General features: G+C 67.5%; 43 protein-coding genes and 1 tRNA gene. 7 read left to right on the top strand and 37 right to left on the bottom strand.

Features of this window, described 5'->3' with window-relative positions:
* The 4 genes from ACFXIV_RS46780 to ACFXIV_RS46765 form a co-directional block, all read right to left on the bottom strand.
* Positions 1 to 1328 (bottom strand): hypothetical protein (locus ACFXIV_RS46780; RefSeq protein WP_379405756.1); only part of this gene is annotated, 1328 nt, incomplete at its 3' end.
* On the bottom strand, positions 1300 to 1635 hold the full coding sequence (locus ACFXIV_RS46775; RefSeq protein WP_379405754.1) for a hypothetical protein: 336 nt from the start codon (positions 1633 to 1635) through the stop codon (positions 1300 to 1302). The genes ACFXIV_RS46780 and ACFXIV_RS46775, both read right to left, overlap by 29 nt.
* A 125-nt stretch (positions 1636 to 1760) precedes the next feature.
* Positions 1761 to 2096, bottom strand: a complete 336-nt coding sequence (locus tag ACFXIV_RS46770) for a hypothetical protein (protein ID WP_379405752.1) — start codon at positions 2094 to 2096, stop codon at positions 1761 to 1763.
* Positions 2097 to 2098: 2 nt separating this feature from the next.
* Positions 2099 to 2443 carry a hypothetical protein gene (locus ACFXIV_RS46765; RefSeq protein WP_379405750.1) on the bottom strand — a complete coding sequence of 115 codons (345 nt, stop codon included), beginning with the start codon at positions 2441 to 2443 and terminating at the stop codon, positions 2099 to 2101.
* 279 nt (positions 2444 to 2722) lie between these two features.
* On the opposite strand from ACFXIV_RS46765, the gene ACFXIV_RS46760 reads away from it, so the two are divergent.
* Complete coding sequence (locus ACFXIV_RS46760; protein WP_379405748.1) at positions 2723 to 2932, top strand: hypothetical protein; 210 nt, start codon at positions 2723 to 2725, stop codon at positions 2930 to 2932.
* A gap of 285 nt (positions 2933 to 3217) precedes the next feature.
* Here the strand turns inward: ACFXIV_RS46760 and ACFXIV_RS46755 are convergent, their stop codons facing one another.
* Complete coding sequence (locus ACFXIV_RS46755; protein ID WP_379405746.1) at positions 3218 to 3928, bottom strand: DUF3800 domain-containing protein; 711 nt, start codon at positions 3926 to 3928, stop codon at positions 3218 to 3220.
* A 363-nt stretch (positions 3929 to 4291) separates the two neighbouring features.
* Positions 4292 to 4407: transfer RNA gene (locus ACFXIV_RS46750), tRNA-OTHER, on the bottom strand.
* 396 nt (positions 4408 to 4803) lie between these two features.
* On the opposite strand from ACFXIV_RS46750, the gene ACFXIV_RS46745 reads away from it, so the two are divergent.
* Complete coding sequence (locus ACFXIV_RS46745) at positions 4804 to 5208, top strand: hypothetical protein (RefSeq protein ID WP_379421486.1); 405 nt, start codon at positions 4804 to 4806, stop codon at positions 5206 to 5208.
* Positions 5209 to 5338: 130 nt separating this feature from the next.
* A complete protein-coding gene (locus ACFXIV_RS46740; RefSeq protein ID WP_379421485.1) occupies positions 5339 to 5764 on the top strand; it encodes a hypothetical protein in 426 nt (141 codons plus the stop codon).
* Here the strand turns inward: ACFXIV_RS46740 and ACFXIV_RS46735 are convergent.
* The 26 genes from ACFXIV_RS46735 to ACFXIV_RS46610 form a co-directional block, all read right to left on the bottom strand.
* Entirely contained in the window at positions 5745 to 6185 is a 441-nt protein-coding gene (locus ACFXIV_RS46735; protein WP_379405513.1) for a hypothetical protein, read from the bottom strand. The genes ACFXIV_RS46740 and ACFXIV_RS46735 overlap by 20 nt on opposite strands.
* Positions 6182 to 6553, bottom strand: a complete 372-nt coding sequence (locus ACFXIV_RS46730) for a hypothetical protein (RefSeq protein WP_379405511.1) — start codon at positions 6551 to 6553, stop codon at positions 6182 to 6184. The genes ACFXIV_RS46735 and ACFXIV_RS46730 overlap by 4 nt, the downstream gene beginning before the upstream one ends.
* Positions 6550 to 7071 carry a DUF6221 family protein gene (locus ACFXIV_RS46725; protein WP_379405509.1) on the bottom strand — a complete coding sequence of 174 codons (522 nt, stop codon included), beginning with the start codon at positions 7069 to 7071 and terminating at the stop codon, positions 6550 to 6552. The genes ACFXIV_RS46730 and ACFXIV_RS46725 overlap by 4 nt, the downstream gene beginning before the upstream one ends.
* Positions 7068 to 8123, bottom strand: coding sequence for a hypothetical protein (locus ACFXIV_RS46720; RefSeq protein ID WP_379405507.1), 1056 nt, complete (start codon positions 8121 to 8123; stop codon positions 7068 to 7070). Before ACFXIV_RS46720 ends, ACFXIV_RS46725 begins: the two co-directional genes overlap by 4 nt.
* Before the next feature lie 3 nt (positions 8124 to 8126).
* A complete protein-coding gene (locus tag ACFXIV_RS46715) occupies positions 8127 to 8573 on the bottom strand; it encodes a hypothetical protein (protein WP_379405505.1) in 447 nt (148 codons plus the stop codon).
* A complete protein-coding gene (locus tag ACFXIV_RS46710; RefSeq protein ID WP_379405503.1) occupies positions 8570 to 8983 on the bottom strand; it encodes a hypothetical protein in 414 nt (137 codons plus the stop codon). Before ACFXIV_RS46710 ends, ACFXIV_RS46715 begins: the two co-directional genes overlap by 4 nt.
* Complete coding sequence (locus ACFXIV_RS46705; protein ID WP_379405501.1) at positions 8976 to 9155, bottom strand: hypothetical protein; 180 nt, start codon at positions 9153 to 9155, stop codon at positions 8976 to 8978. Before ACFXIV_RS46705 ends, ACFXIV_RS46710 begins: the two co-directional genes overlap by 8 nt.
* Positions 9148 to 9474 carry a hypothetical protein gene (locus tag ACFXIV_RS46700; RefSeq protein WP_379405499.1) on the bottom strand — a complete coding sequence of 109 codons (327 nt, stop codon included), beginning with the start codon at positions 9472 to 9474 and terminating at the stop codon, positions 9148 to 9150. The genes ACFXIV_RS46705 and ACFXIV_RS46700 overlap by 8 nt, the downstream gene beginning before the upstream one ends.
* A complete protein-coding gene (locus tag ACFXIV_RS46695; RefSeq protein ID WP_379405497.1) occupies positions 9467 to 9658 on the bottom strand; it encodes a hypothetical protein in 192 nt (63 codons plus the stop codon). The genes ACFXIV_RS46700 and ACFXIV_RS46695 overlap by 8 nt, the downstream gene beginning before the upstream one ends.
* Positions 9651 to 9914, bottom strand: a complete 264-nt coding sequence (locus ACFXIV_RS46690; protein ID WP_379405495.1) for a hypothetical protein — start codon at positions 9912 to 9914, stop codon at positions 9651 to 9653. The genes ACFXIV_RS46695 and ACFXIV_RS46690 overlap by 8 nt, the downstream gene beginning before the upstream one ends.
* The gene (locus ACFXIV_RS46685; protein WP_379405493.1) at positions 9907 to 10281 is read right to left on the bottom strand and encodes a hypothetical protein; all 375 of its coding nucleotides are present in this window, start codon (positions 10279 to 10281) and stop codon (positions 9907 to 9909) included. Before ACFXIV_RS46685 ends, ACFXIV_RS46690 begins: the two co-directional genes overlap by 8 nt.
* The gene (locus tag ACFXIV_RS46680) at positions 10274 to 10420 is read right to left on the bottom strand and encodes a hypothetical protein (protein ID WP_379405491.1); all 147 of its coding nucleotides are present in this window, start codon (positions 10418 to 10420) and stop codon (positions 10274 to 10276) included. Before ACFXIV_RS46680 ends, ACFXIV_RS46685 begins: the two co-directional genes overlap by 8 nt.
* Positions 10413 to 10619, bottom strand: coding sequence for a hypothetical protein (locus tag ACFXIV_RS46675; RefSeq protein WP_379405489.1), 207 nt, complete (start codon positions 10617 to 10619; stop codon positions 10413 to 10415). Before ACFXIV_RS46675 ends, ACFXIV_RS46680 begins: the two co-directional genes overlap by 8 nt.
* Positions 10612 to 10992, bottom strand: coding sequence for a hypothetical protein (locus ACFXIV_RS46670; protein WP_379405487.1), 381 nt, complete (start codon positions 10990 to 10992; stop codon positions 10612 to 10614). The genes ACFXIV_RS46675 and ACFXIV_RS46670 overlap by 8 nt, the downstream gene beginning before the upstream one ends.
* Positions 10993 to 11053: 61 nt before the next feature.
* A complete protein-coding gene (locus ACFXIV_RS46665; RefSeq protein WP_379405485.1) occupies positions 11054 to 11806 on the bottom strand; it encodes a hypothetical protein in 753 nt (250 codons plus the stop codon).
* 82 nt (positions 11807 to 11888) lie between these two features.
* On the bottom strand, positions 11889 to 12389 hold the full coding sequence (locus ACFXIV_RS46660; protein WP_379405483.1) for a hypothetical protein: 501 nt from the start codon (positions 12387 to 12389) through the stop codon (positions 11889 to 11891).
* Positions 12386 to 13264: a hypothetical protein gene (locus tag ACFXIV_RS46655; RefSeq protein WP_379405481.1), complete on the bottom strand. Its 879-nt coding sequence runs from the start codon at positions 13262 to 13264 to the stop codon at positions 12386 to 12388. The genes ACFXIV_RS46660 and ACFXIV_RS46655 overlap by 4 nt, the downstream gene beginning before the upstream one ends.
* Positions 13265 to 13600: a hypothetical protein gene (locus tag ACFXIV_RS46650; protein WP_379405479.1), complete on the bottom strand. Its 336-nt coding sequence runs from the start codon at positions 13598 to 13600 to the stop codon at positions 13265 to 13267.
* Positions 13587 to 14195, bottom strand: coding sequence for a hypothetical protein (locus tag ACFXIV_RS46645; RefSeq protein WP_379405477.1), 609 nt, complete (start codon positions 14193 to 14195; stop codon positions 13587 to 13589). Before ACFXIV_RS46645 ends, ACFXIV_RS46650 begins: the two co-directional genes overlap by 14 nt.
* On the bottom strand, positions 14192 to 14932 hold the full coding sequence (locus ACFXIV_RS46640) for a hypothetical protein (RefSeq protein ID WP_379405475.1): 741 nt from the start codon (positions 14930 to 14932) through the stop codon (positions 14192 to 14194). The genes ACFXIV_RS46645 and ACFXIV_RS46640 overlap by 4 nt, the downstream gene beginning before the upstream one ends.
* 80 nt (positions 14933 to 15012) lie before the next feature.
* Positions 15013 to 15564 carry a WhiB family transcriptional regulator gene (locus tag ACFXIV_RS46635; RefSeq protein ID WP_379405473.1) on the bottom strand — a complete coding sequence of 184 codons (552 nt, stop codon included), beginning with the start codon at positions 15562 to 15564 and terminating at the stop codon, positions 15013 to 15015.
* Positions 15561 to 15755 (bottom strand): hypothetical protein, encoded by a 195-nt coding sequence (locus ACFXIV_RS46630; protein WP_379405471.1) that lies wholly within the window; start codon positions 15753 to 15755, stop codon positions 15561 to 15563. The genes ACFXIV_RS46635 and ACFXIV_RS46630 overlap by 4 nt, the downstream gene beginning before the upstream one ends.
* Positions 15752 to 16168: a hypothetical protein gene (locus ACFXIV_RS46625; protein WP_379421484.1), complete on the bottom strand. Its 417-nt coding sequence runs from the start codon at positions 16166 to 16168 to the stop codon at positions 15752 to 15754. Before ACFXIV_RS46625 ends, ACFXIV_RS46630 begins: the two co-directional genes overlap by 4 nt.
* A complete protein-coding gene (locus ACFXIV_RS46620; RefSeq protein ID WP_379421483.1) occupies positions 16165 to 16440 on the bottom strand; it encodes a hypothetical protein in 276 nt (91 codons plus the stop codon). The genes ACFXIV_RS46625 and ACFXIV_RS46620 overlap by 4 nt, the downstream gene beginning before the upstream one ends.
* Positions 16441 to 16503: 63 nt before the next feature.
* Entirely contained in the window at positions 16504 to 16815 is a 312-nt protein-coding gene (locus tag ACFXIV_RS46615; RefSeq protein WP_379421482.1) for a hypothetical protein, read from the bottom strand.
* A gap of 79 nt (positions 16816 to 16894) precedes the next feature.
* Positions 16895 to 17026: a hypothetical protein gene (locus ACFXIV_RS46610; protein ID WP_379421481.1), complete on the bottom strand. Its 132-nt coding sequence runs from the start codon at positions 17024 to 17026 to the stop codon at positions 16895 to 16897.
* Positions 17027 to 17127: 101 nt separating this feature from the next.
* Between ACFXIV_RS46610 and ACFXIV_RS46605 the strand changes: the two genes are divergently transcribed.
* Positions 17128 to 17322 (top strand): hypothetical protein, encoded by a 195-nt coding sequence (locus ACFXIV_RS46605; RefSeq protein ID WP_379421480.1) that lies wholly within the window; start codon positions 17128 to 17130, stop codon positions 17320 to 17322.
* Positions 17323 to 17543: 221 nt separating this feature from the next.
* On the opposite strand, the gene ACFXIV_RS46600 is transcribed toward ACFXIV_RS46605, so the two are convergent.
* From ACFXIV_RS46600 to ACFXIV_RS46590, 3 genes are all read right to left on the bottom strand, one after another.
* On the bottom strand, positions 17544 to 17666 hold the full coding sequence (locus ACFXIV_RS46600) for a hypothetical protein (protein ID WP_379392913.1): 123 nt from the start codon (positions 17664 to 17666) through the stop codon (positions 17544 to 17546).
* A 229-nt stretch (positions 17667 to 17895) separates the two neighbouring features.
* The gene (locus ACFXIV_RS46595) at positions 17896 to 18288 is read right to left on the bottom strand and encodes a hypothetical protein (protein WP_379392915.1); all 393 of its coding nucleotides are present in this window, start codon (positions 18286 to 18288) and stop codon (positions 17896 to 17898) included.
* Complete coding sequence (locus ACFXIV_RS46590; RefSeq protein WP_379392917.1) at positions 18285 to 18506, bottom strand: helix-turn-helix domain-containing protein; 222 nt, start codon at positions 18504 to 18506, stop codon at positions 18285 to 18287. The genes ACFXIV_RS46595 and ACFXIV_RS46590 overlap by 4 nt, the downstream gene beginning before the upstream one ends.
* 98 nt (positions 18507 to 18604) lie before the next feature.
* On the opposite strand from ACFXIV_RS46590, the gene ACFXIV_RS46585 reads away from it, so the two are divergent.
* From ACFXIV_RS46585 to ACFXIV_RS46575, 3 genes are all read left to right on the top strand, one after another.
* On the top strand, positions 18605 to 18886 hold the full coding sequence (locus tag ACFXIV_RS46585; RefSeq protein WP_379392919.1) for a helix-turn-helix domain-containing protein: 282 nt from the start codon (positions 18605 to 18607) through the stop codon (positions 18884 to 18886).
* A gap of 439 nt (positions 18887 to 19325) precedes the next feature.
* Complete coding sequence (locus ACFXIV_RS46580; RefSeq protein WP_379392921.1) at positions 19326 to 19616, top strand: helix-turn-helix domain-containing protein; 291 nt, start codon at positions 19326 to 19328, stop codon at positions 19614 to 19616.
* Positions 19617 to 19669: 53 nt separating this feature from the next.
* On the top strand, positions 19670 to 20494 hold the full coding sequence (locus ACFXIV_RS46575) for a hypothetical protein (RefSeq protein ID WP_379392923.1): 825 nt from the start codon (positions 19670 to 19672) through the stop codon (positions 20492 to 20494).
* Here ACFXIV_RS46575 and ACFXIV_RS46570 read toward each other — a convergent pair.
* The gene (locus ACFXIV_RS46570) at positions 20491 to 20982 is read right to left on the bottom strand and encodes a hypothetical protein (protein WP_379392924.1); all 492 of its coding nucleotides are present in this window, start codon (positions 20980 to 20982) and stop codon (positions 20491 to 20493) included. The genes ACFXIV_RS46575 and ACFXIV_RS46570 overlap by 4 nt on opposite strands.
* A gap of 33 nt (positions 20983 to 21015) precedes the next feature.
* Entirely contained in the window at positions 21016 to 22542 is a 1527-nt protein-coding gene (locus tag ACFXIV_RS46565) for a hypothetical protein (protein WP_379392926.1), read from the bottom strand.
* Between the last annotated feature and the right edge of the window lie 174 nt (positions 22543 to 22716).

Below are 22716 nucleotides of genomic sequence, written 5' to 3'. Positions count from 1 at the left end.
TGCGAGATCCGGCCCTCGCCCGCGTCGTCGATAAATCCGCCGCAGCTCTGCGCGGCCGCGCCGGCGTGCGTGATCTCGGGCTCGATACCGACCTCGGTGAGCTTCGCGGCCAGCGCCGCCGCCGGGGAGCTGGAGTTGATCACGACCGCGCACGGGTCCCAGCGTTCGACAAGGTCGACGATGCGGGCGATCACGGGCGCGGGTGGCCCGTAGTAGCCGATCTCGACGCGGATCCGCTCGGCACGGCCCTTGGTGCGGGTCGCGGCAGCGACAATGCACGTCTGTCGGTCGGTCGACATCTCGATCGCCAGCGCGCGCGGGCCATGCACACCGACATCGGTCTCGGCGAGCTGGTCCCACCAGTCCAGGTCGACCGCGGGCTCGACCTCGTCCTCGTCGACGGGCCAGTCGCCGCGCCCGAGGTACTCGACGTCGAAACTCTTGCGGCCTGCCTCGGTCGAGAACTTGCGGAGCTCGGCCTCGAGCTTCTTGTCGGTCTGAATCACGCCATAGCTGGGGTTCGCGGTGCGCCAGGTGGCCGGGTCCGTGCGGTCCAGGTGCTCGGGTGCCATCCATTCGGCGAACAACAGGCCGGTTTCGCCAGCCAGGCCGCGCCGGCGCACCGCGGCGAGCACCTTCCCGTTCGGGTGCTGCTCCTGATTGACCGCGCTCGAGGTGTAGATCGTCTGCGGATCGTCCGCGGCCATCTTCGTCGGAGACAGCGCGGCCATATCGGCCTCGGTGAGGTCGTATGCCTCGTCGTAGATCTCCAAGTCGACCTGGTCGAGACCGCGCCCGGCGTTCGCTGACCGGGTCGTGAACACCACTTGCGCGCCGGACTCGAGCACGATCGTGCCTCGGCCCTGCGAACAGGTATGGGAGGCAACGCGTTTCCGCATCCAGGACGTCGACTTGACGATCGCCCAGGTCCGTTTCCACAGCGATTTCGCTGTCTCCCACTGCTGTGCGCTGAACACGATGTTCTCGCCGAGCTTGAACATGCCGTAGAGCACGCGCAGCGACAGCACCAGGGACTTGCCGGCCTGGCGGGGCACGATCAGGCAGCACTCGGGGTGGGTCCAGGTGCCGTCGGGGCCCTTGGAGAGGATCCGCTTGAGCGACCAGCTTTGCCAGGGCATGACGCGGATCCGCGAGGCCGACAGGCGGCCCAGTTCGGCGGCCTTGCGGCCGAGGTCGGGGTCGCCGTCGGTGTAGCACACCGATTCCGGGCTCTGGCGCCCAACGAGTTTCGGCCATTCCGCGGCGATGATGTCCGCGAACGCCGCGTCGATATCGACGTCAGAGATCGTCGAGAGGGTCATGCTCACCCGTGCCGCCCTCCTGGCCGCGGCGGCGCGCGATCTCAGCGAGCATCTGCCGGAAAACCGTCGCGGTCTGACGGGCCTCGGTCATGGCGTTGTTGATGGAGACCTCGAGGACGGTGTCGTCGCCGCCTCGCGCGGTCACCAGGTAGGCCCAGAGCTCCTCTTCGCCGGAGATCAGGCGGTCGAGCCGGTCGAGACGGTCCTTGATCCGGGCGGCCTCGAGGATGAGTGCGGACAACTCGGCCGAATCGCCTGGATCGCTGAGCGATTCGTACAGTGCAGCGCCGCCAGAGGCGAGATCGTGGTCCATTCCCACCCCCTCGGCTCCGGAATTTTCGGGCCGTACAAAAAAAATTCCTGACTACCGCGATCGAGTCAGGCCCCCCCGGGGTCGGAATAATCCCAGGTCAGAGCCATATTCGGCGTTTGTGCAGGTCAGAGGCTTGCCGGGGCCCAGTCCAGGACGTTGCCCGGACACCCGCCGCGGGCCCGGGTGAGTGCCGGCCGGAGGTGGTCACGCGAGCCGTCGCCGCGGGCCTTGTTGCACACCCCATGGAGTAGGCGGTCAGCCTTGGTGCCGCCCTGAGATCGAGCGTGCGAGTGGTCGGCCGCGAGGCTCTCGCCGTCGACGTTGCGGGCCGCGTCGCGGTACATCGGCTCGTCGCACCACCAGCAGCGCGCGCCGTCACGGTGCCGAGCGAGCAGGGCATCGCGCTGTTGCTGGTGACGCCAGCCGAGGCCCTTCTGTGTCGTCGTTCTGCGGGTGGCCATGGTCAGTGATGCGTGATGGTCGGTTCGGGCTTGGCATTGACCAACGCTGCCGCGAGTTCGACCCACAGCTCGGTGTGATCGACGTGCACACGGTCCAGGCTGAATCCACGGCCAGAGCCGCGGGTGACGCCCGAGTAGCCGCGGAAGTAGATCCATCCGCCGTCGAAGCGGGTGATCCGCTCGCCGCCGTTGGTGACGTTCAACCGCTCGCCTGGGCGAAGCTGCGCCCGGGCATCGTTGACCATGCGTGCGATCGCATCGCGATTCGCGGCGACGACGAGCACGCAGTGGCCCTCGCGCATGTCGGCGAGGGCGGCGTCGAGGGTCGAGCCCAGCGCGGTGGACATCAGTGCGGGCCGTAGGTCAGCTGGGCGAGCACTAGGGCCCACCAGTCGAGCGGCAACACGAGGATCGGGTGCTTCAGGTTCATGATCGCTTCTCCATCGGATCCGGGGCGAGTTCCTCGCCGATGAACACATGCCGCGCGAACAGCGTCAGCGTCACTGACGCACAATCGCCGCTGGCGAGGGCATACGTAGGTGATGAGCATCGGGAGTGTCGTAACCTCTCGATGACCCGGGGTTCTCCTACTGTGGTTGTGCCACCAACTGATGAAGGAGAAATCCATGGCAGAAGTGCGGTTCGACGCGCCCGCTCCCGACAACCTCCCGATTACCAAACAGGCAATCGAGAATGTGCGGGCCGCGGGCTTGAAGAACGGCGGCGGGATCGGCGGCTTCAAGACATTGAGCGCGACTTTCAACGAGCTTCTCGGAGCAATCGCGGCCCTTGAGGGTGAGGTGATCAGCCTCCGCGAGAGCAGGGGCAGCAACTAGGCTGAAGGCGACGTATGCCCTGACATGCGAAAACCGCTACTGGGTCCGATTCCAGGGTCAGATCGTCAGTAGCGGTTTGTCGTCCCGCACACGATAGTTCACCCCTGCGGCTTGTTCGCCAACATCCTCACGTCCTGCGTGTTGCAACACCTGCCCGAACGGGCAAACACGCAGGTCCGGCCGATTGAAGAGTTGGCGAAAGTTCCTTAATATAGTTGTACGACGTGCCGGTTCCCGGTCACGTTGTCCGCCTGAAGCCTCCCGCAGTGGAGGCTTCAGAGCTATCTAGGGGAGCCACTTCCGGCACGAGTCCAGGTTCGGCTGTATCGCGTTGAACATCTGCCGCGCAGCCTTACGCGCCTTGGGGTGAGCGTTGTGTTCCTCGAGGTGGCGGCGAAGCATGTAGGTCACGACGTCGGCGGCCTGGACACCGAGGCAACCCGCAGAGTCCACATACTGAATCGGCTCGATATGCGTCAGCACCCTCGGCCGGTATCCGGGCGTCCGGCGTCGCGTGAAGCCGTCGATGGCTGCCTGGGCTTCCCTGTGCTCGTCCAGGATGTCGGCAGTGATCGTGGTTCGCTGCCCGAGGGTGAGGCACCAGTCGTTGACCCGCTCCAGGAGGTGGCGCAGGCTTATTCGATATGGGCTGTCGGGGTAGCGGTAGCGGGCGTTCAGTCGCGCCACGTCCACGCCTTGCAGATGGATGCGGGCACCGCTGTTCACCACCGCGTGAATGACCGATCGGCACACCCAGACCGACTCATGCACACGTCCGTCGAGGCAGGTCCATTCGTCTTTGCCGTGCATGATGCGGTGGGCGTGAAACTCGATGTCATCGGGGTGACCGATCTCTGGGAACTTGTCGGCCACTGACTTTTTCAGAACGTCCAGCGCTTGTTCGAGCTGCTGCAACTGTTCGGAATCCAGGACGATTCCGCCAACGTAGTAGTGGTCCTCGTTGCCGTAGGACTCATCAATGAAGGTGTGCAGCAACTCGCAAATCCTGCCATGGTGCGGAAACGGGTAGGACGGGAACAGCTTCCCGAAATTCTAGACGCCCCACCGCCATTCGCCCTTCCTAGTTTGCCGTCACACGTTCCGACCTGCGGCGAACTGCCAGCACATCACTCAGTCGGTATCGGGATCGACGCCGTCGCTGTGGCGCTCGATGATCTCGATTTCGCAGGCGCGGGGAAGTTCGGGGTGCGGGTTTCGTCGGTCATGGTCAGAAGATGGCGCCGAACAGGGCACCGACGACATTGGCGGTGGCGCGGCCGACGAGCGACCAGTCGATGGCGTGGGCGGCGGCGGACAGGGTTTCGATGATCATGGGGTGCTCCTTGGGTTGAGATGGGTTGCCCTCGGCGGGATTCAAACCCGCGTCTGCGCGAAGGGGCTGTTTGCCGGGCCTAATAGGCCGGCCGGTCTCGCACCGTGCACTCGCGCCGTCTTCGGCCGCTGGACTACGAGGGACATGGGGGTGTAGCGCGCAGCGGGCCCGCTGGACTGCGTAGAGGCGGGCCGTCCCTCGGTGCATTGCGTGGCCGAGGTTGCGGAGCGACCAGCGCGGCGGCCGGCCATGGGTGCTCGTTGGACTGCTTGCCGGATCTGCCCGGTTTGACGCGCTACAGGCATGAAAAAACCGCGGCTGACGTGTTCCGGGGTCGGGTCGTCAGTCGCGGTTTGTAGTGCCACATTAAGCGACCAGCGGGTTTGCGCGCAACAACCTGGCGCGGCTGGTATCCGGTCGGGCTCGGAATCCGGATCTGAATGTGTTGTACAACGATACATGCATGCTGTATAGTAATACATACCGGACGGGGTCGGACCCGACCGGCAGACCGATGAAAACGAACCAAGGAGAACCAATGGACAACATCCAGCGACAGGCATACGAACTCCGCTTCCAGCTCCGCGCGGGCGAGGTGTACGACCGGATCGCCAAGCGACTCCGCGCCGAGCTGTACCCGCCGATCGAGCTCGAGGCGCGGATCGTGGGCGTCGTCGGCCCGCTCGACCTGATCGCCAGCGCCGAGAACGCGCTCGGCGCGATCCGCGACACCCAGGGCAGCGAGGTCGTCAAGCAGATGCTGATCGAGATCGTCGAGGAATGGCTGACCGGAATGACCATCTACCGGGTCTGCACCGCCGAAAACGGCCCGGAGTGGATGCTCCGCGCGGCCATCATCGCGGCGACGCGGGCGACCGAGGACCTCGAACGCCTCGAGGACATCATCCTCGCTGACCAGGACGACGAGGACGACACGAACTAGCAAGCCAGCAGGGCCCGGAACCCCCGGGCCCTGCCCCTTGAACGCCGAACGGCCAGCGGGACGGGGCGCACGCGCCCTCAATCGGAATCCCGCCGGCCGGACCGACTACTCACGAACGGAGTACACAGCGATGGTAGACCCGACCAGCGACGCCACACCAGCCGCGAACGGCCTCACGACGGCCGAGATCGCCGAGCGCTACGACCGCGCGCTGAACACCGTGCAGAAACATTGGGTTACCAACCCGCGCTGGCCCGCCGCCCTGCCGACCAAGCGCGGGAATTGGAAGCTCTACGACGAGGCGGCCGTCGACGAGATCGTCCGGACGGTGTTCATACCCCAAGCGCCCGAGCCGGTCGGCGACCCTGACGACTTGCTGACTCAGAGCGAGGTCGCCGCATACCTCGGCATCGCGACGGGCACGCTACGCGGCTACATCTCTCGCGGCCAGTACGTCGAACCGGACGACACCAAGGGCGGCAAACGGTGGTATCGCCGGACCATCGACGCGAACCGGCCCCAGCGGCGACCGGCCATCAAACGCGCGGATCGTTGACGAGCGCGAAGTCGTGCAGGCCGCTCTGGTCGCCGGTCGCGGTGAACTCGCGGCCGGCCACCTCCGACAGCGGTATATCGCAGTCGCGGGCGATCTCGGCCGCGTCGAGGTCCATCGGCTCGCGCCCGGTGTGCCAGGGCGTGACAGCCTTGGCCTGGTCGCCGCGGGTCAGGATCACACGCAGCATCGCGCGCCCGTCCGGTTGTACCTCGTAGGTGCGCGCGGGTTTGCCCCAGTCCCACAACTCACTCATGCCGCGGATTGCCTCGATCCTCTGAACGGTGGCGGAAAGCGGGTCCGAGGCACCCTGAAGATGTCCGGGCCCTATGACCTCCACATGGAGGACGCCATCTCGATCGACCCACCCGACACTGTCGCCAGGCTTCAGCGCGGGCCCCTGATACTTGTACGGTTCGCTCACGCTTCCGATCCTCCCTCGGCGGCACAGAGCGCCTGTTGAATGCCTGCCCATCCGATATCAGGGTCGCCAGGGATGGCAGTAGCCGCATAGCGGGCGGCGATATCGGCGACCTCGGCTGAATGGTCGTCAGGCTCGAGGGTTGGGTTCCGCCACACGAGGATAGGCCGCAGTAGTTCGCGCTGGTGAATGAGGTCCTCGCCGAACACGCGGAACGTATCGCGGCGGCGGCCGATGTCGACGGTCACGTAATGCGCGCCCGCTAGCTCGGACATGGCCGGACGCTCCGACCACTCGCCGACGAGCTGAAAGTCCAAATCCCACGCCTGCCAGTGAATGAGCGGCGGTGTGCGTGTGGCGATCTCGGTCATACCGCCGATCCTCCCCCATCGACGTCCCACTCAGGGCGGTAGTCCGGGTGATCCGACCAGATGGCGGTGAGCGCCCGCACGGTCGGACATGGATACGCTGCCCCGTCGTAGTTGCGCCGGTCGTCGAAGTCCCGACAGACCGAGCAACGACCGCCCGGGGTGCGGGCGTGCTCGACGAGGATGAGCCGCATCGCCGCGCTCTGCCGCAGCACACGCGCCGGGTCATGGCGGGCGATGTGCCGCAAGCCGCCAGGGAAGCCTCCATCCGCCCCGATGATGAACGCGGGCAGCGTGCTCGGCGGATCCCAGCTCAGCGGGAACTCCTCGAGTGTTCGCAGGGACAGATGATGCCCATCGTCGAGAGCTTGAGCTTCCTCCCCGTCGGGCACTGGAGTGCCCGTGTGGGTGGTTTCCCAACGCCAGTTCGCGCCAGGGCGATTCGGATCGATCGCACCGCGAGCGATCGTTTCATCCTCGGCGAGCCTCTGCTCGATGAAATCGGTGATCGGGTCGCTCATGCTGCCGATCCTCCCTCGTCCTCCTCGGCCCCGCCCTTCGCGAGGTCGAGCGCGTCGCCGCACCGATAGACCGTGGTGTCGGTCCGATTGCGTTTCGTGGTGGTGATTCGCCCGGCCCGGTCCATCCAGCCGCGCTCGGTGAGCTTGTCCGCCCGGATCCACCGGTACAGCGTGGTTTTCGCGACCGGTGCGCCGAGCTCGGGGAGCACGCGCAGTAGCTCGCCGGCTGTGTAGAGCCGCTCGGCCGCCGAGTCCCGCGCGGTGGCCTCGATCTCGGCGACATCGTATTGCGCCCAGCACCCTCGGCACCGGACGTAGGACTCACCGGGGCCCGCGTGCAGCTCGGCCGAGCAGGCCGGGCACACGCCCCGGTAGCGGCGCTCGGCCCGGTCGACCACGCGCCGCATGCCTTCGGTCGCGCCGGTGATCTCGGCGAGCGCGTCGCCCGCGGCGGGGTGTGTGCGTAGGGCGTGCGCATGGCAGGCGAGCCACACCGCGGCCTGCTCGATGGGCGTCGCAGGTTCGGCGAGCATGTCGGCGCCGCGCCGTACGATGCGCGCCCGGCGGCGGGGCGGCCCGACCGGCGCGCCCTTGAGTCCGTACACGACCACGCCCTCGAGCCAGTGCACCACCTCGACGACCGGCGGAGCGTCGAGGCGACCAGCGCGGCTGTTAGCGGCGAGCTGCACCAGGCCGCGCGCGCCGATCGGGATCTCGACGCGAAGCTCCTCGGCGACCAGGCGGGCCCACGTGCCGACGGCGTTGTCGAGACGGTGCCGGGCGCGGTCGCCGCGCAGCGTCGCGCCGACCTCGTCCTGTTCTGCCCACTCGGGCAGATCGCGGGCGATCGACTGCACTGGGAGCGCGGTCTCGGCCGAGCGGCCGCCGTAGCGGCCCGCGCTCACCCGGGCGAGGCCGGCGCGTGTGGTCGTCCACTCGGCGACCAGGCCGGGCACGGCGAGCAGCTCGACGACGAGCCGCTCGGCGCACGGCACGCACAGGGCCCAGCCGTCCGGGCAGGGCCGCATGCATGCCGGGCACTCGATGGTCATGGATTACGCCTCCTCGCTGTCCCAGGTGATTTCGAGCCACAGCGCGCCGCCCTTTCCGGGCTCCGCGTCGTGAATGATCGGTTCCGGCTTGGCCATATGGGCCGGGATGTCGTCGGGCACCATGCCGTAGCCGATCAGCGCGGGTATCAGCCTCTTGTTGCGCGAGGTTCGCGCCGCGCGGCCCGCGGTGAGCGCGTCGCACGCTGGTTTGAGCGTGGCGACAAGGTTGTCGGTGTCGCGCCGCCGCCGGTCGCGCGGGCGGTAGTGCAACTGCACAGTGACGTGGTCGAGGCCGCGCGGCAGGCGGGCAGCCTGCGCGAGGCGGTGAACCGTACCGCGGACCTCGGCGACACGACGGGCGTGCGCGAACATCGCGCCCTTGGTCGCTCGCCTCTGGTTGAGCGTGAGAGGCGGTGCGGTCCATGGCAATTCGAGAACAGCGCGGCTCACGAGTCGGCCCCTGGCTCGCTGGCTGGCACCTCGGCGGCGGCGATTTCGGCGAGGCGAGCGCGAGCCCACTCGATCGCGGCGGGGACTTCGCGGCGCATCCCGGCTATCGCATCGGCGACGGCCTCGGCCGGGATCTCCACCGGTTCGGGCGGGGTTACGTGGAAGACCCCGAACACCACATCGAGGCAGTTGGACATCGTGGCGTCCAGGTAGCCAGCGATGTACGCCTCGGCGATGAGGTCTCGGTCAGCCGCAATCGGCTCGGCGCTGGCCCACGAATGCCCGATTTGGCAGTGCGACCGGTTGAAGTGAGTTTCGTGCTCGACGGTGCGTTCGCAAGCGATCTCGCCAGCGGGGCCGCCGCACGGGCTGCTGTTGGGGATTTTCGTTGTCGAGGTGCACTCAGCCACGGCCGCTCACCCCCGCACCGCATTTCGCGCACACCCAGAGCTCGATATCGTTTCCGGCCAGCTCGTCATGTGGGCAGCGGGCTTGCTGCTCCTGACTCAGCTGCTCGAGCGCGAGCCGCCCGCGGGCGATCAGCCGTTCAAGACGTTTCGAGTTCCGTTGCGGCTCAGCCATGGTTCACCTCCGGCTGCCACACAACGGTCACCGGCAGCGCGAGGCTGGTCCACGGGATCGGCCGGTCATCGCCGAAGCACACCCCCCGGGTTCCGTCGTAGCGGGCGGCGATGGTGCCAGCCGCGGACCGCACCACGACACCGAGCGGGAGCGCGTCCCGTTCCTCGGAGGTGGTGGCGACCCGGGCGGGCGGGCGCCAGCAGGCCTTCCGGATGGCATCGACGAAGTCGCCCGCGTCGCCGAGCTTGATGAGATCGGACTCGGGGAGCAGGTCATCGACCAAGTCCCACAGGGCATCCCACGGATCTTGCTCAGTCACGCTCCACCTCCAGCAATTCGGCCGCGTTCTCCGCGAACCACTTGAGCAGCTCGGCCACACCGGAACTGGTGCGCAGGCGCCGGACGAGTGCACTCGGCACGTCGTCGGCGATGGCCTGGAGGTGTTCGGGCTTGACGCGCTGGAGCCGGAGTCGACCCTCGGCCTTGAGGTCTCGGTCAGCCACGGCGGTCCGCCCTTTCGCGCGCGGCCGTGATCCACAGCCCAACCCATTCCGCGTGGCAGGCGCCGTGCCAAGCGGTACCCGGGGCAGTGCGGTGCAGGTCGTCCACGATCGCCTTGCCGCAGTACGGGCACATCTCGGGGTCGGCGATGAGGCTGTCTCCTGCGGCGCTCTCCGCGCGCAGGGCGGGACCCAGGTCTGCGATGCGGTCACGGGCGCCGAGTAGTGCGTCGGCGATCTTGCGGGCCAGTTCAGACACGGTCCACCTCCGGCTGCCACAGCACAGACCACTGGCCGTCTGGCAAATGCATGACGAACTCCCACCAAGGCTCCGCGAAGTCGAGGAAATGAACCTTGGTGCTGTGGCCGAGCCACTCGCCTGACCCGCCGTGGTCCACAGAGGCGACGTCGCCATGCGCGGACCGCAGGACAGTACCGGTTGGCTCGTTCGCGATCGCCGCGGTCGTGATGACGCGGGCCGGTGGACGCCAGCCCGCCAAGCTGCCGGACAGATGAGCGGCCAGCTCCGAGGCGAGGTCCATCGGGCCGGGGAGTACGAGCCACTGGCGATTCGGCCACGTGTCGATCGCGGCGGCGAGCTGGTCGCGGATCGTGTTGTCAGTCATCAGGATTCATCTCCTCATCGGCGAGCGCCATGTCGTCGGCCTCTTCTCGGCAGTCGGGGCACACGCAGTCCGGCGGGTCCCACGGCTCCCCGGAGCGGCCGTGGCCCAGCGCGATCTGGCAGATGTTGTTGTCAGACACGGCGGTTCTCCTGGAGGTAGGTCCGGACTTCGTGCCAGCTCGGGTACATGTCTTCGCGGACGTTGGCGACCGAGTACAGGTAGGCCCGGATGGCATCCTTGAGTCGCCCCGCGTCGGTGCCTTCGTGGGACTCGATGTGCGCCAGCGCGGCGTTGCCGAAGGCTGCGTAGTCGAGTTCGGGCCGGATCGGATCAGCCACGGTTGGCCTCCTCGACGTCGAACACCGCGAGGGCGGCGTTGTACATGGCGATGAACCGCGGGTTCGTGGACATGTCCCGCAAGCTCTGGACGTCAGCGCGGGTGGTGCCTCGGTAGGCGATGAGCGCGCCCGTCCCTTCGAAGGTGCGGATGTTGCCGAGCTCGTCGCGGCCGGCCGGGGCGGGCAGGTGCGGCGTGCCGGTCACCTCGGCCCGCTCGGCCAGCAAGGTCACCGTCACCTGTACCGGGCCGACATCGGGTTCAGCGTTCAGGATCGGGCCGTCTTCGCTGATGACCCACGGGAATTCGTGGCCGTCGATGAACAGCTTTTCGTGCTCGTAGTCGATGACGACGTTCTTGGCGAGCTCAGGCACGGTTGGCCTCCTCCGGGATCAGGTTGGGTACGAGTGCGGATGGCATCGGGACGGCTCCGGGTCAGTGGTCGGCGAACGGCTGGTGCGGGAACCCGTGCAGGGCCAGCGGCCGACCCTCGGCGAGCTCCTGGCGCCACTGGAAAGCGAACTCGCCGACGCTGCCGCCGTCCTCCCACATGCTCACCAGCTGCCGGGTCGCAAGATCCGCGCCCGCGGGGTCGATGCGCCGCAGAACAGCGAGCAGGTAGGCGACACCGAACTCGCCGGTCGAGAGCCCCGACCAGGCGACCAGCAGTTCGGATCCGATCTTGCGGCCCAGATCGGCGTCGAGCGTCGCGACGGAGGCTTCCACGTCCCGGATCGCGTCGAATCGCTTCTGCTGCTCGACCACCGAATCGAGCATGGTGGCCAGCAGTGACAGCGCGGGCTGGGTTTCATCGCCCGCCCACTTCGGCCACGGCCACTCGCTCGTGTCGTCGGGATCCATGGCGCGGCGGCGGGCTTCGACGATCTTGGTGGTCTGGTCCGCGGTCAGCGTTCCGGATTCGATCGTGCCCCAGTCGATGTCGGTGGCTTCGAGTTCGCGGGCGTAGCGACGCAAGTCGTACCAGGTGTCGTACGCGACCGCGCGGCCGGTCCGGATGTGAGTGAGCGAGCGACCGTATTCGCTGAGGCTCGCGCGGCCCTCGCTGTCGATGGTGACTTGCGGGACGAGCGCGAAATGCTCGGTGACCTTCTCGCCGATGACCTCGGCGTTGCGGTCGTCGGGTAGCGCGATGGTCACGGAGACCAGGCCGATTGCATTGTTGGACATGGATCTTCTCCTCGAGGTTCAGGCGGCGGTGCGGTTGATGGTCGGATGGATCGGGATCGGGTCGAGGTGTGGCCCGCCGCGGTCAGACGCGGTGGCCGACGCTGCTCAGGGCCCGGTCGAGACCGGGGCGGGCCGGGGTGTCGGCGAGGGCCTGGCGGTCCGCGACCTTCGTGCGGAGCTCGGCGAGCTGCGCCTCGGTGAGGTTCACGTCCGGTATGCGTCCCAGCGCGACACGGCGCGAAAACCGGTGCGCGTCCGGCGGTGTGATGCCCATGTCCTGCAACGCTTCATTGACGGTGTCCATCAGGCGCCGGTTCTCCTCGGGCAGCGACTTCAGCGATTCGAAATAGGCGTCGCGGGAGTGGCGCACGATCGAGGCGGGCAACGGTTTGAAGCCGTCGGGGGCGAGGCGGTAGGCGCGGGCGGTACCGGCGAGCAGATCCTCACGCGAGAGCCCGGATTCGCTGAATACTTCGGCCCAGGCGAGCACCGTGCTCTCGCCGCCGTTGGGGAACCACGGGTCATTGCTGGCGCACTTGGCCAGGACGAGGGAGGCGGTCTTCTTGTCGTCGTCGGTGATCATGCGAGTAGCTCCCTCATCGGGTCTGATTGCGGCTGAGGCTGCGGCGGACTGGTGAGGCGGGCACCGATATCGAGGTAGCCCTGGACCTTCTGGTCGGCGCGGGAGGGCCCACTGGCGGGCGATGCGGCCTGAGCGCGGGGGGTGTTCTCGGCGGCGCGGCGGATCCAGTTGCGCCACGTGCCAGGCCAATCGGACTTGCGGCCCTTGGCGCCGGGCACGCCGTTCCAGTAGTCGACGAACTTCTGATGCTCGGCGCGCAGGTCGACGTTCGGGTGTTCGGAGTGCATGGCCGCGACAACGGCGTCGGGCGGTCGCCAACCTTCCGGCAGCCGTTCGCCTTTCGCGGCCGAGTCGCGCTGGCGCGGCTCTCTCTCTTTAAGGGACGGGTCGGGTCGGGTCGGGTAGGGTCGGGTAGGGGTGGACGCGTCCCGGACGCTGGCGTCCGTCCCATCGGACACGTCCGGGACATCCGCGTCCGTCCCACCGGACACCGGTGGGACAACGTCGGACACAGAGGGTTTCGCGCCCGCCGCCTGGGCCTTGCGCTGCTCGCGCCACGCCCGCTTACGCTCGGCCTCAGCAGCCCGATCGGCCTGCACAGCAGCGGCGGTCGGGTTGTGCTTCTCCCAGTTCAGGAATTGCCAGCCGCCCTCCACCTCCTCCCAGAGACCGGCGTCGATGAGCAGCGCGGCGATGGCCGGCGTGCCGCACACCTCGGGCAGCACGTAGTCCGGAATGAACCCGTCGGTGAGTTCCTTCGAACTCCAGGCGCCGGCGAGGGTCCACACGCCCGCGGCCGCCGCGCGGTGACGCCGCGGGATCTTCAGAACTTGGCGACTGGTGGGGAACCCGTCGTCGACCTTGAACCACGGCAACTACACCACCCCTTCGGGGAACATCGGATAGTGCGAGTCCGCGATCTTCTGCGCGAGCGCCTCATCCTCGGCGGCGCGGGCCTGCGCCGCGGTGGTGTGCTCGGTGCAGCGGTACTGCGCCCGCTTGCCGGTCCACTCGGCCGGGGTCTTTCCGATCGTCGATAGCAGGATTAGCGGGCACCCGTTACCGATGTCGGCGTCGTCGTCGTTCACACACCGACGCTTCGGGTTGCCGCCACCCAGGCAGACGGAGTGGGACCAGATATCCCGCACGGTGCCATTGGAAAAGGCGCGCTCATCGCGCGCCGTCTTCTCGTACTCGTCATAGGACTTCACCGGCCACACCGCCTTCGGCCTTCGCCTGCTCTGCGGCCAGCGCATCAACGAGCTCGGCGATGAGAGTGTCGGCCTCATCGATGGTGAGCTTGCCGGGGACTGGAACGGGCTTTCCCAGGATGCGGGACGCGAGGTCACGCTGGTCGGCCTCATCGATGACGCCCAACGCGGCCATGAGCTCGCCGATTCGCACAGACTGCTCGGCCGTCATCAGCTTCGGGGCGTCGGCCTTCCGCGCGGGGTGCCGCTTCGGCGGATCGCTCTCGGCAGAGGCCTTGGCCGACTCTGCGACCTGCGCAGTGTTCGGTTTTGCGCACGAATTTGAGGCGGCGTCGGAACCGCCGATGTAGCGGGCATAGGCGACACCGGCGCGGCTGCATGCTTCGAATTCACCGGGCGGCAGGGCTCGCCGCATGCCGCGTTTGATTTCCCAATGGATCTGGCGCGACCGGCGCTCGCTGATCGCGCGGGGCCACTTCGCCCACTGGCCCGGGTTCGCCCGAAGAGCCTGAGCGAACTCGAACAGAAGGGGGTCCAGTCGACGCCCCGCGTTTCCTTTGGATGGGGGCAGCTGATCGACGAATTCGAAGCTCACCGCGCACCACCTTCGGCCGCACCGGTGATCCGGTCGAACCAGCGCATCGCCCAGCGGGCATCACCCATCGCGGTGTGCCGCTCGTCGACGCCCGGCGGCTCGACACCGCACGCGCGCGAAAGGTCGTCGGACTTCCAAGGCAACACGAGTTGCTCGCGAATCGACTCGGGCATAACGGCTTTCACCGGTGCGGCCGCGCCGTGCAGCCAGCCGACGGCCATGCTCGCGACGTCGATGAGGTGGTAGTGCCACGCGTGCGTGAGGTGCTGGGAGCGCAGTAGATTGGCGAGGGTCTCGGTATCGAAGTTCGGGACGAGGCCGATGATGTGCGCGCCGTGCGTCCAGCGCGCCACCTCGTGGGCCGCGTCCCTGGGACGCAGGAATTCGCTGGCGTCTTTGTATCCGAAGCTGAAGTCGGGAATGGTGCCCGCCAGATACCGGCCGTAGGGGTGGCGCTCATAGAAACGACCGACCTTCAGGCCGTACGGGTCGGCCGTATCGAGATCGATGTCGACGAAGAACTGCGTTTCCAGCTGTTGACCGTCGGGCTCACGACGAATCATCGCCACCTCGTATGCCTTCCGGCCGGGGTGGACGCCATCGGTCTCGGTGTCGAGGAATACGACCGGCGTGGTGACGTTTCGGCTGCCGGTATCGTTCGATCCGGCCGGCCATTCCTCGGTCGCCTCGGCGACCGAGTCGAGTTCGAACGGCTGCGTGTTCCCGGTATCGCTCACCGGTGTTCCTCCCAAGTGAATGCCCATACGGGCTGATGGATGTGATGAATCGCGCCAGGCCTCTTGCCCAGGTGCGCTGCTCATGACGCCGCCGCGAGTGGCAGATCGAGCAGGCGGTCCGCCCTGGCTCGCTGGATGAACTCGCGGTTCGGGATCGACTTGAGCACTGCGAGTGAGATACCGGTCCGGTCCGAGAACTTCGGATAGGTCCAGCCGAACTCGGCGCGGAGCTTGCTCAGGTGCGCAGCGACCGGGGCAGCGTCGACCAGGTCCCTGATGCAGGGCTGGCACCGGATCGCGTGGGGCGAGCGTGTGAGGAACTCGCGCCCGCACGGGCACGTCACAGTCCGGGTGGGTTTGGCGGTCGTCGTCTCCGCCGTCGACGGCAGATGATCGATGCCGACGTAGGCCCGCAGCTGTTTTCGCTCGCGGGCGCGGCCCAGGTTGTAGCCCGCGTGGATCCCCCGCCGCTCGCTGCGCCGCACCGCCTCCGTCCCGCACTCGAGCCGAATCTCGCACCGTGTCACGCAGATCTCTTTCGCGGCGAACTCGGCCCGCTTGTCGCCCTCGGCGTCCCATAGCTCAGGGTTGACGCCGGGCGCATTGCAGGCCGGGCGCTTCGGTCCGCTCAATGCGCCACCTCCACGCCAGGGACGGCCAGCAACTCGATTGCCTTGCGGACACGGTCGGCGAACTTCGGGAGCCGTTCGAAATCAAGGTCTTTCGCGAGCTCGGCCAGCATGGTGACCGCCACGACGTCGAGCACAGACACGGCGTCAGCGGACGCGGGCCCGGGCGTGGGGAACGGAATCGGCGCGCTCACTTGGCCTCCCCAGCGGCCGGCGCTTCGGCCTGCGTCACTTCCGCCTGGACGCGGTCCGATGCGGCGATCGCCCGGGCGGCTTCCGCCTCGAACTCAGCGCGGTCGGCGATGTACCAGACCCCGACGCGCTCCACATCCAGGCCGGGAAGCCGACCGCGGAACATGCGCATGCCCGGCGGAGTCTCCTCGTCTTCGAGGCCGAGCAGGGCCGCCCACTGTTCAGCGACGGCCGCCGGATCGGAATAGCGCGCCGCTTCAACCATTCCGCGCAGCTCGAGGTGTCCGCAGGTGAACAACATGTTCCACCACAGCGCAGGCGCGTCCGGCGCGAGCGAATTCATGAACTCGGAAACAGCGGGCTGGATCGCGGCCCGAAAGGCCCAGTGGTCCACGGTGATCGGTGCTTGCGTCACCAGGTCACCGCCTGTCCGCTGTCGGCCAGCCCAGCGCGGCCCGTCCAGGCCGGATCCGTGAAGTCCGACTTCAGCGCGCCGCCGCGAACGAGCGACTGCCGCTCGGCCTTGGCCGCGGCGACGTACCTCTCGTTCCGCTCGTCGTAGATGGCGAACGGGTCGGTCACCGCCTCGGCCGCGGCGCGGCGCGCCTGCTCCTCGATCTGCGCCGCGATGTCGACGCGGCGGTGCAGGGGCCACCAGCGGTTGCCCTGCTTACGATGCTTTCCCATGTAGCATTCCTTTGCGTCTCTGGAATGCATCCCGCGAGGTAGGGACTCGCGGGATGCTTCATTTCAGGGGTTGGACAGGGCAGTCGCCGCCGGACAGTCATCACCGGCGGCGGCCGACCCGGACCCCGAGACCGGGCTCGGGGACGACTTGATGCCGAGCAGCTGCAGGACAGCGCCGGTGATATTCCTCATCACGCGGGGCACCAGGATTTGGCCGGCCATGGCCGCGCTGGTGTCGATGATGTCGGCGACGAGCGCGAACTCTTCGGGCTCGAGGGGTTCGGGAAGTGGCAGCGCGGTCAGCGGCTGATGCAGCCGTCCGTGTGCCTCGACGTCAGCCTCGTAGGCGAGGTACCAGGGGGTGTGGGTGCTCATCGCCGACCACCCACGCCCGCGACGATGAGGCCAGCCAGGCCCAGGGCGATGGCAACGATTGCGACGCAGAGCCGGTCGATCACAGCGGCGCTCCCCAGCAGGTCAGCCACATGCCGGTCAGCCAGCCGCTGGCGACGATGAGCAGCGCGACGAAGTCCCAGCCGAGGATGGCGGTCGTGTCCGGGACACGATGCGAGCGAGGGTGATTCACGATGCCCCCTCACCGGTCGCCGGAGAGTCATCGGCTCCGACGACCGGGGGCTCTCCTACTGTTGGGGTGCTCGATACACCAACCTGTGAAGGAGAAGACTCATGTCCATCCAGCATTTCGACTGGAGCACCGTCGATCCCGCCGAGTCCCCGATCACCTACGAGATCAAGACCAAGGTGGACGCTGCCATCGCCGAGAACGGGACGATCGGCGGCGTCCAGGCCGGACTGTCCGGACTCATCGCGGCCGTCCACCGGCTCGAGGGGGAGATCCGCAGCCGCACTCAGGCCGACTGACAACCCCGCGAGTTTGAGATCGTCGAACAGCTTCGCCGTGACGGGAAGCTGTTCGCGGTTTCCACCACCAGTGAACTCCCCGAACGTCACGCCCAGACTTTCCGCGACACCCAAGGCCACGCGGCGGTCCCAATCCGCTATCTCCTCACGCATGATGAGACGCACATCGGCCTCGGTGAGGACCGCGGCGGTGTCCGCATCCATATACGACTGAGGGCGCTTCACCGCGACCGCCTACCCGCCGAGGCCACCAGGCGGAACAGCGGAATCAGCGCCGCGAACAGCAGCGACCACACGGTCACGAAGGTCACCATGCCGATCACGCGCCAGCTCCGAACGGCCACGATCCGATCGGGGTGCGCAGGGGAAGGATTTCGGGAATCGGCCGCGGGGCCAGGTGGAGCAGTGAGCAAATCCAGGCGTACAGGTCCATTGCTGCTATCTCTCTGTGTGCGTTGGGATTTGGGAACGGTGTGCGATCGGCCGGAGCGGGGTGTGAGGGGACACCCGGCGGTCCCTCCGGCTGAGGGCGCGATTCCTGCTCCGGCGACAGCGCACGCCGGAGCAGGAAGCTCAGGCGGTGGCGCGGCGGCGCTGCATGCGGGCAGCACCGCGCTTGGAGAGGCCGGCGGGATTGGTGGGGGTGACGGGCGCTTCGGCGGGCGGTGTGCTGGCGGCGCGGATGGCGGAGCGGTGGGCGATCTCCTCGGCACCGACCGTGCGCATGTAGGCCACGACGCTGCACATGTCCGAGCGCGTCATGCGCCATTTCTTGCCCGCGCGGACGGCGGTCACCTCTCCGCGGATGATGCGGCGGTACAGCCAGTCCTCGGACGGCGCTCCGGTCACCTCGATGACGTACTCGAGGGGGAACGTGCGGTACAGCCAGTCCTCGGACGGCGCGCCGGTCACGTCGATGGCGTGGTCGAGGGGGAGCGTCTCGTATTCGGGAGCCGGGGCGGTCATGCCAGCAGCTCCTCGGGGATGAGCGACCGGAGGGTGCGATCGGTCGCGTTCGCGAGGCTGAGCAGCTCGATCACAGTGAACTTGCCCTTGCCGCACATCTTGCGGTGCAGCGTGGCGAAGGGGATGCCGGTTTGTTTGGCGGCTTCACGAATGCTCAGGCCGGACTCGGTGAGCGCGTCCTCCACCGCCTGCCCGAGCACCTCGTTAACGTGATCCATATGGAGCACTTTAGTGCTCAATCGGATCACATGGCAAGCGGTCGGCTATGCCCGGTTCGGATCACTAATTGCTCCGATCCCCTTGCGGACAGTCCGTTATGGAACAGATACTGATCCGTATGGACTCAGGGCAGGCAAACGCACTCATCGGCGCTAACCTGCGCGGATTGCGCGGGAAGAGGGGGTACAGCCGTGAAAAGCTGTTCGAGTTGTCCGGGGTGCCGATCATCACGATCAGGCGGATCGAAGGGGGCACCAGGGCCGCCCCCGCCGACGTGCTGATCCAGCTATGCAATGCCCTCGGCGTCAACGTCGGCGATTTTCTCGACGACGTTCAGGCCGAGCTCAAACAGATCACTCGCGCGAACGCCGGCGAGTGACGCCGCAACGACGAGCTGGCCGGCGTCGAAGGGTATGACGCCGTCCAGTCGGGCGCGTAACGCCTTGCCGGACAACGAAAGCGACCGCTCGAGCTCCGCGCGGTCGCGGTGTCGCAGTCGATCCCTCAGTCGGGCAAGCGATTCGCTGCTGGGTCGCCATTGCGGCGGCCTGCGTGGGGGTACTGGCGGCGAACTCCGGAAACTTCCTCGACCCATCGGGCGTGGGTCCCTTGACGGCCTGTCTGCCGGATTGTCTTCCGGCAAAGCGTGTTTCACTATTCCTCCGCACCCCGAAAAAAGTGTGGCGCGCCAGGATCGCGTCAGTACGGGCCTGGCTGCCCAAACCTGAAAGTGCGACCCTCACAGCAAGGTCGGCAAAGCGAACTTTAGTGTCAAGATCTTGACACCGCAATAAGGCAGGATGCGATAGCCTCACGCCATGGATCGGGGAAGCCTTAGCCGCGCATTCGGACATGAGCTACGCGTTCGCCGTCGCGGCGCTGGCCTCACTGCCGAGCAGATGTGGAACCTGTTGCAATGGCGGAGGGGCACCTACAGGCGGACCGAGAGCGGACTGAGGGAGCCGACGCTGGGCGATATCTGTGAGATTGCAGAGGCGTTCAACGTTTCACCTTCAACAATTGTCGTAGCTGCGAAAAAGCGCTGGGAGGCGGGCGACTATCCAGAACGCAACCCCGGCGACGAATGGCAGGACATTCTGGGCACTTGACCGGTAATGGTTGTTCGGTTTCGCATGTCATGGACCGCTCGTACTATGCGGCCATGCTGCGTTGGCTCGCCGGGTTACTCATTTTTCTTCTGACAGTCTGCGTCGTTCGCCTTGTGGTGCTCCGCCTTTCGGGTCGCTGGCTGACCGGTGGCCTGTGGGCGATCGCGCTCGGATTCGTGCTCTACATGCCGGATATCGACAACAGCATCGACACAGCGATCCGGCGCAGCCCGATCGGCCTGGACAACGTCGCCAATCTCGCACACATCCTGTTGACCCTCACCGCCTGGTGGACGCTGGGCGTTCTGAGTCTGCGAGTGCTCCGCACCGCCCCCGCGCTGGAACCGGCGATTCAGCGCAGCTTGTCCCGGCACGCTCGCCTGCGCCGGTTCGTGCAGACGATCAGCGATGACCAGCCCCTCGAGTTCGCGGTCGTACGGATCTGGACAATCGCCAACGGGATCACCGCGGTGGCAGCGATAGTCGTGTGGCGGGTGAGCGCTCTGCCCGACGTCGCGGTCCACGACCTTCTGCAGCTGCACGACATCGGCACGCGAGTACTGGTTGCGATGTACGGCGGGTGGGCGTTCGTCGGCGGCGTCCTCGTCGTCACCGCGTCGGTGATCGGATTGCGCTACGCCGGGCCGCCGCGCCCCGCCCTGTGGGTGATGCTGGGCATCGGCAGCTGTGGCATCGGGTACAGCGTCACCGCCGCCCTCGCCCTCGCCATCGCCGGAACCGAATTTCTGCGGGTGCACGCGCAGACCGTGATGGGCATATGGGCAATTCCCGGTCTGGCGCTGCTCTCCTTCAGCGGCATCCCTGGCATTGTCAAAGCCCTTCGGGGCCGCGGCGCGCCGCGCGCAGCGGCGGATTAGACCGCCGAAATTCGCTGACGCGGCTCGCGGTCGCCGAGCGTACGTGCGGTGACGGCCTTCTCGATCTCGGCATCGGCGACCGCCGCCATCCGCGCGACCTCGCGGTCACAATCGGCGCGGATCCGCGAGACCGTATCCGCGGCCTCGGCGCGAACCTCGGCCACCTCGTCGCGCGCGAGGTCGCGCATCGCGAGGGCGGCGTCGCGCTCCCGCCGCGCCGCGTGCGCCTCGCGCTCGGCCTTGTGCCGGGCCCGCTCGGTCTCGGCGATGGCGCGCCGGGCGTGGGCGAGTTCCGTTACCGGATCCTCGGTTCCGGCCGCTTCGGCCGCGGCATATCGCCGGGCCGCGCGCAGCCGTGTGACCGGATTGTGTGACGGGTCAGTGCAATACACCTTCGGCCGCCCGGGCCCGGTGCGCGGCGGTATCGCGACGCCGCACACCGAGTCGGGCCCCGTCGGAAACTGGCAGTGACCTGCTGAGATTTTCATTTCATTTCACCTGTCAGGAAATGAAATCGGCGGTCACGCGGCGTCGGCGAGGTCGCCGGCCTCGTGCCGGGCGACGTGCTCGACCGCGGCGTCGTAGGTGTCGAACACCTTCGACTGCACCTCGCCGTCGAGGGACATCCAGACGGCCTCGAATTGCCCGTCGACCGCATCGATCTCGCCGAGCTGCCCGGTGCGCACGAGTCGGCACCGGCGGGCGACTTCGAGGTCGATCACGTTGCGACGCACGGTCGGCAGCCGCTCGGCGACCTGCGCGGCCGCGGCCAAGCTCGCACGGTTGTCGATGTGCGCGTACTTCCGGTCGGTCGTGTTGGTGGATTCGTGACCGGCGTCGCGGGAAACCACGAAGATCGGGACGCCGGCCTGCAGCCGCCACGAGATCCCGGTGTGCCGGGTGGTGTACGGGGTGATCTGTTTCGCGAGCAGCTTCTCGACGACGTCCAGGCCGAAGCGGGTGAGCAACTGCGCGGGCCGCTCTCCGGTCCAGTGGGCGGAGTTGCCGAACAGGTCGAAGCCGTTCGGATTCCGGCCGTCGCGGGTGAGGGCCTCCAGGCGGCGGAGGGCCGGGCCCCACATGCGTTTGGCGATGTCGGGGACGGTGAGCGGGGTGCCCTTGCTGGTGCAGAACAGCAGCGCGTCGGCCGGGCGGTCCAGGTCGAGCCGGGTGATCGTCTTCAGGGGGACGTACGCGGTGCGGACGCCGCGCGAGGACTTCGGCGGGCCGAGCTTCAGGCGGCCGTCGTCGTACTTCCAGGCCTTGGTGATCCGGACCGCGCCGGTCTCGGGGTCGATGTCGCCGACGGTGAGCGCGAAGATCTCGCCCGGGCGCGCCATGGACATCACCGCGAATTCGAGCAGGGCGCGCCACTGCGGGGCGAGCAGAGCGTCGAACAGCTCGTACTCGGTGGGGGTGAAGAAATCCAGCTCGCGCCGGTAGACCTTCGGTAGCCGGGTGTAGGCGCACGGGTTGTACGGCACGAGGGGAGTCGGCCGGCGGCGCGCCGCGGCGGCCATGGCCTCGGACACGAAGCCATGTTTGTTGCGGATCGTCTTGGGGCTGTTGCCCGGTGGCCGACCGGGCTTGTTGCTCGCCTCGTATTGCAGGTATGTCACCCAGGCGGCGTCGAGGTCCTCGTCGTAGGCGGTGACGGGCATGCTGCCCATCGATGTCTGGCCGTCGACGAGGAAGCCGTCGATGTCGAGGGCGATGTAGCGCAGGTACCGCTGTGCGGTCGCCTTCTCGATTCCGGTGCGCCGGGCGACGTTCTCGCGCAGGTACTGCCCGATCGTGATCACCGCGGGCTCGGCCTGGACGGCCAGCTGGGCGGCGAGGATCTTCTCGGCCTGCTCGGCGCCGACGGTGTCGAGCAGCTTCGCCCAGCGGAACGCGGCGGCGTCGTCGTCGAAGACCTGGGAGGTGGCGACGGTCTTGCCGTCGCGGATGACGTTGTAGCGGACCTGCCACCCGATCGAGCCGTCCGAGCGTGGACGGGGGCGCGGGGTGTGAACGCGCTTCTTGGGGGTGTTGGTGCGGGTGGACATAGCGCAATACCTCGGTGGGTCGGTGCGCTGTAATCCCCTCAGATCACGGTGGACCGCTGGAGCCTCGCCCACTTTCGTGGACAGGGCTCGTGGACACAAACAGGCCAGTAGGGCGGAGACCCTATCTGACCTGCGGTGACAAAAGTGGAGCCTAGGGGAATCGAACCCCTAACC

The sequence above is a fragment of the Nocardia sp. NPDC059236 genome (assembly GCF_042754085.1).
Classification (GTDB): domain Bacteria; phylum Actinomycetota; class Actinomycetes; order Mycobacteriales; family Mycobacteriaceae; genus Nocardia.
Note: the sequence above shows the minus strand (reverse complement) of the source record. Positions and strands in the feature narration are given on the sequence as shown.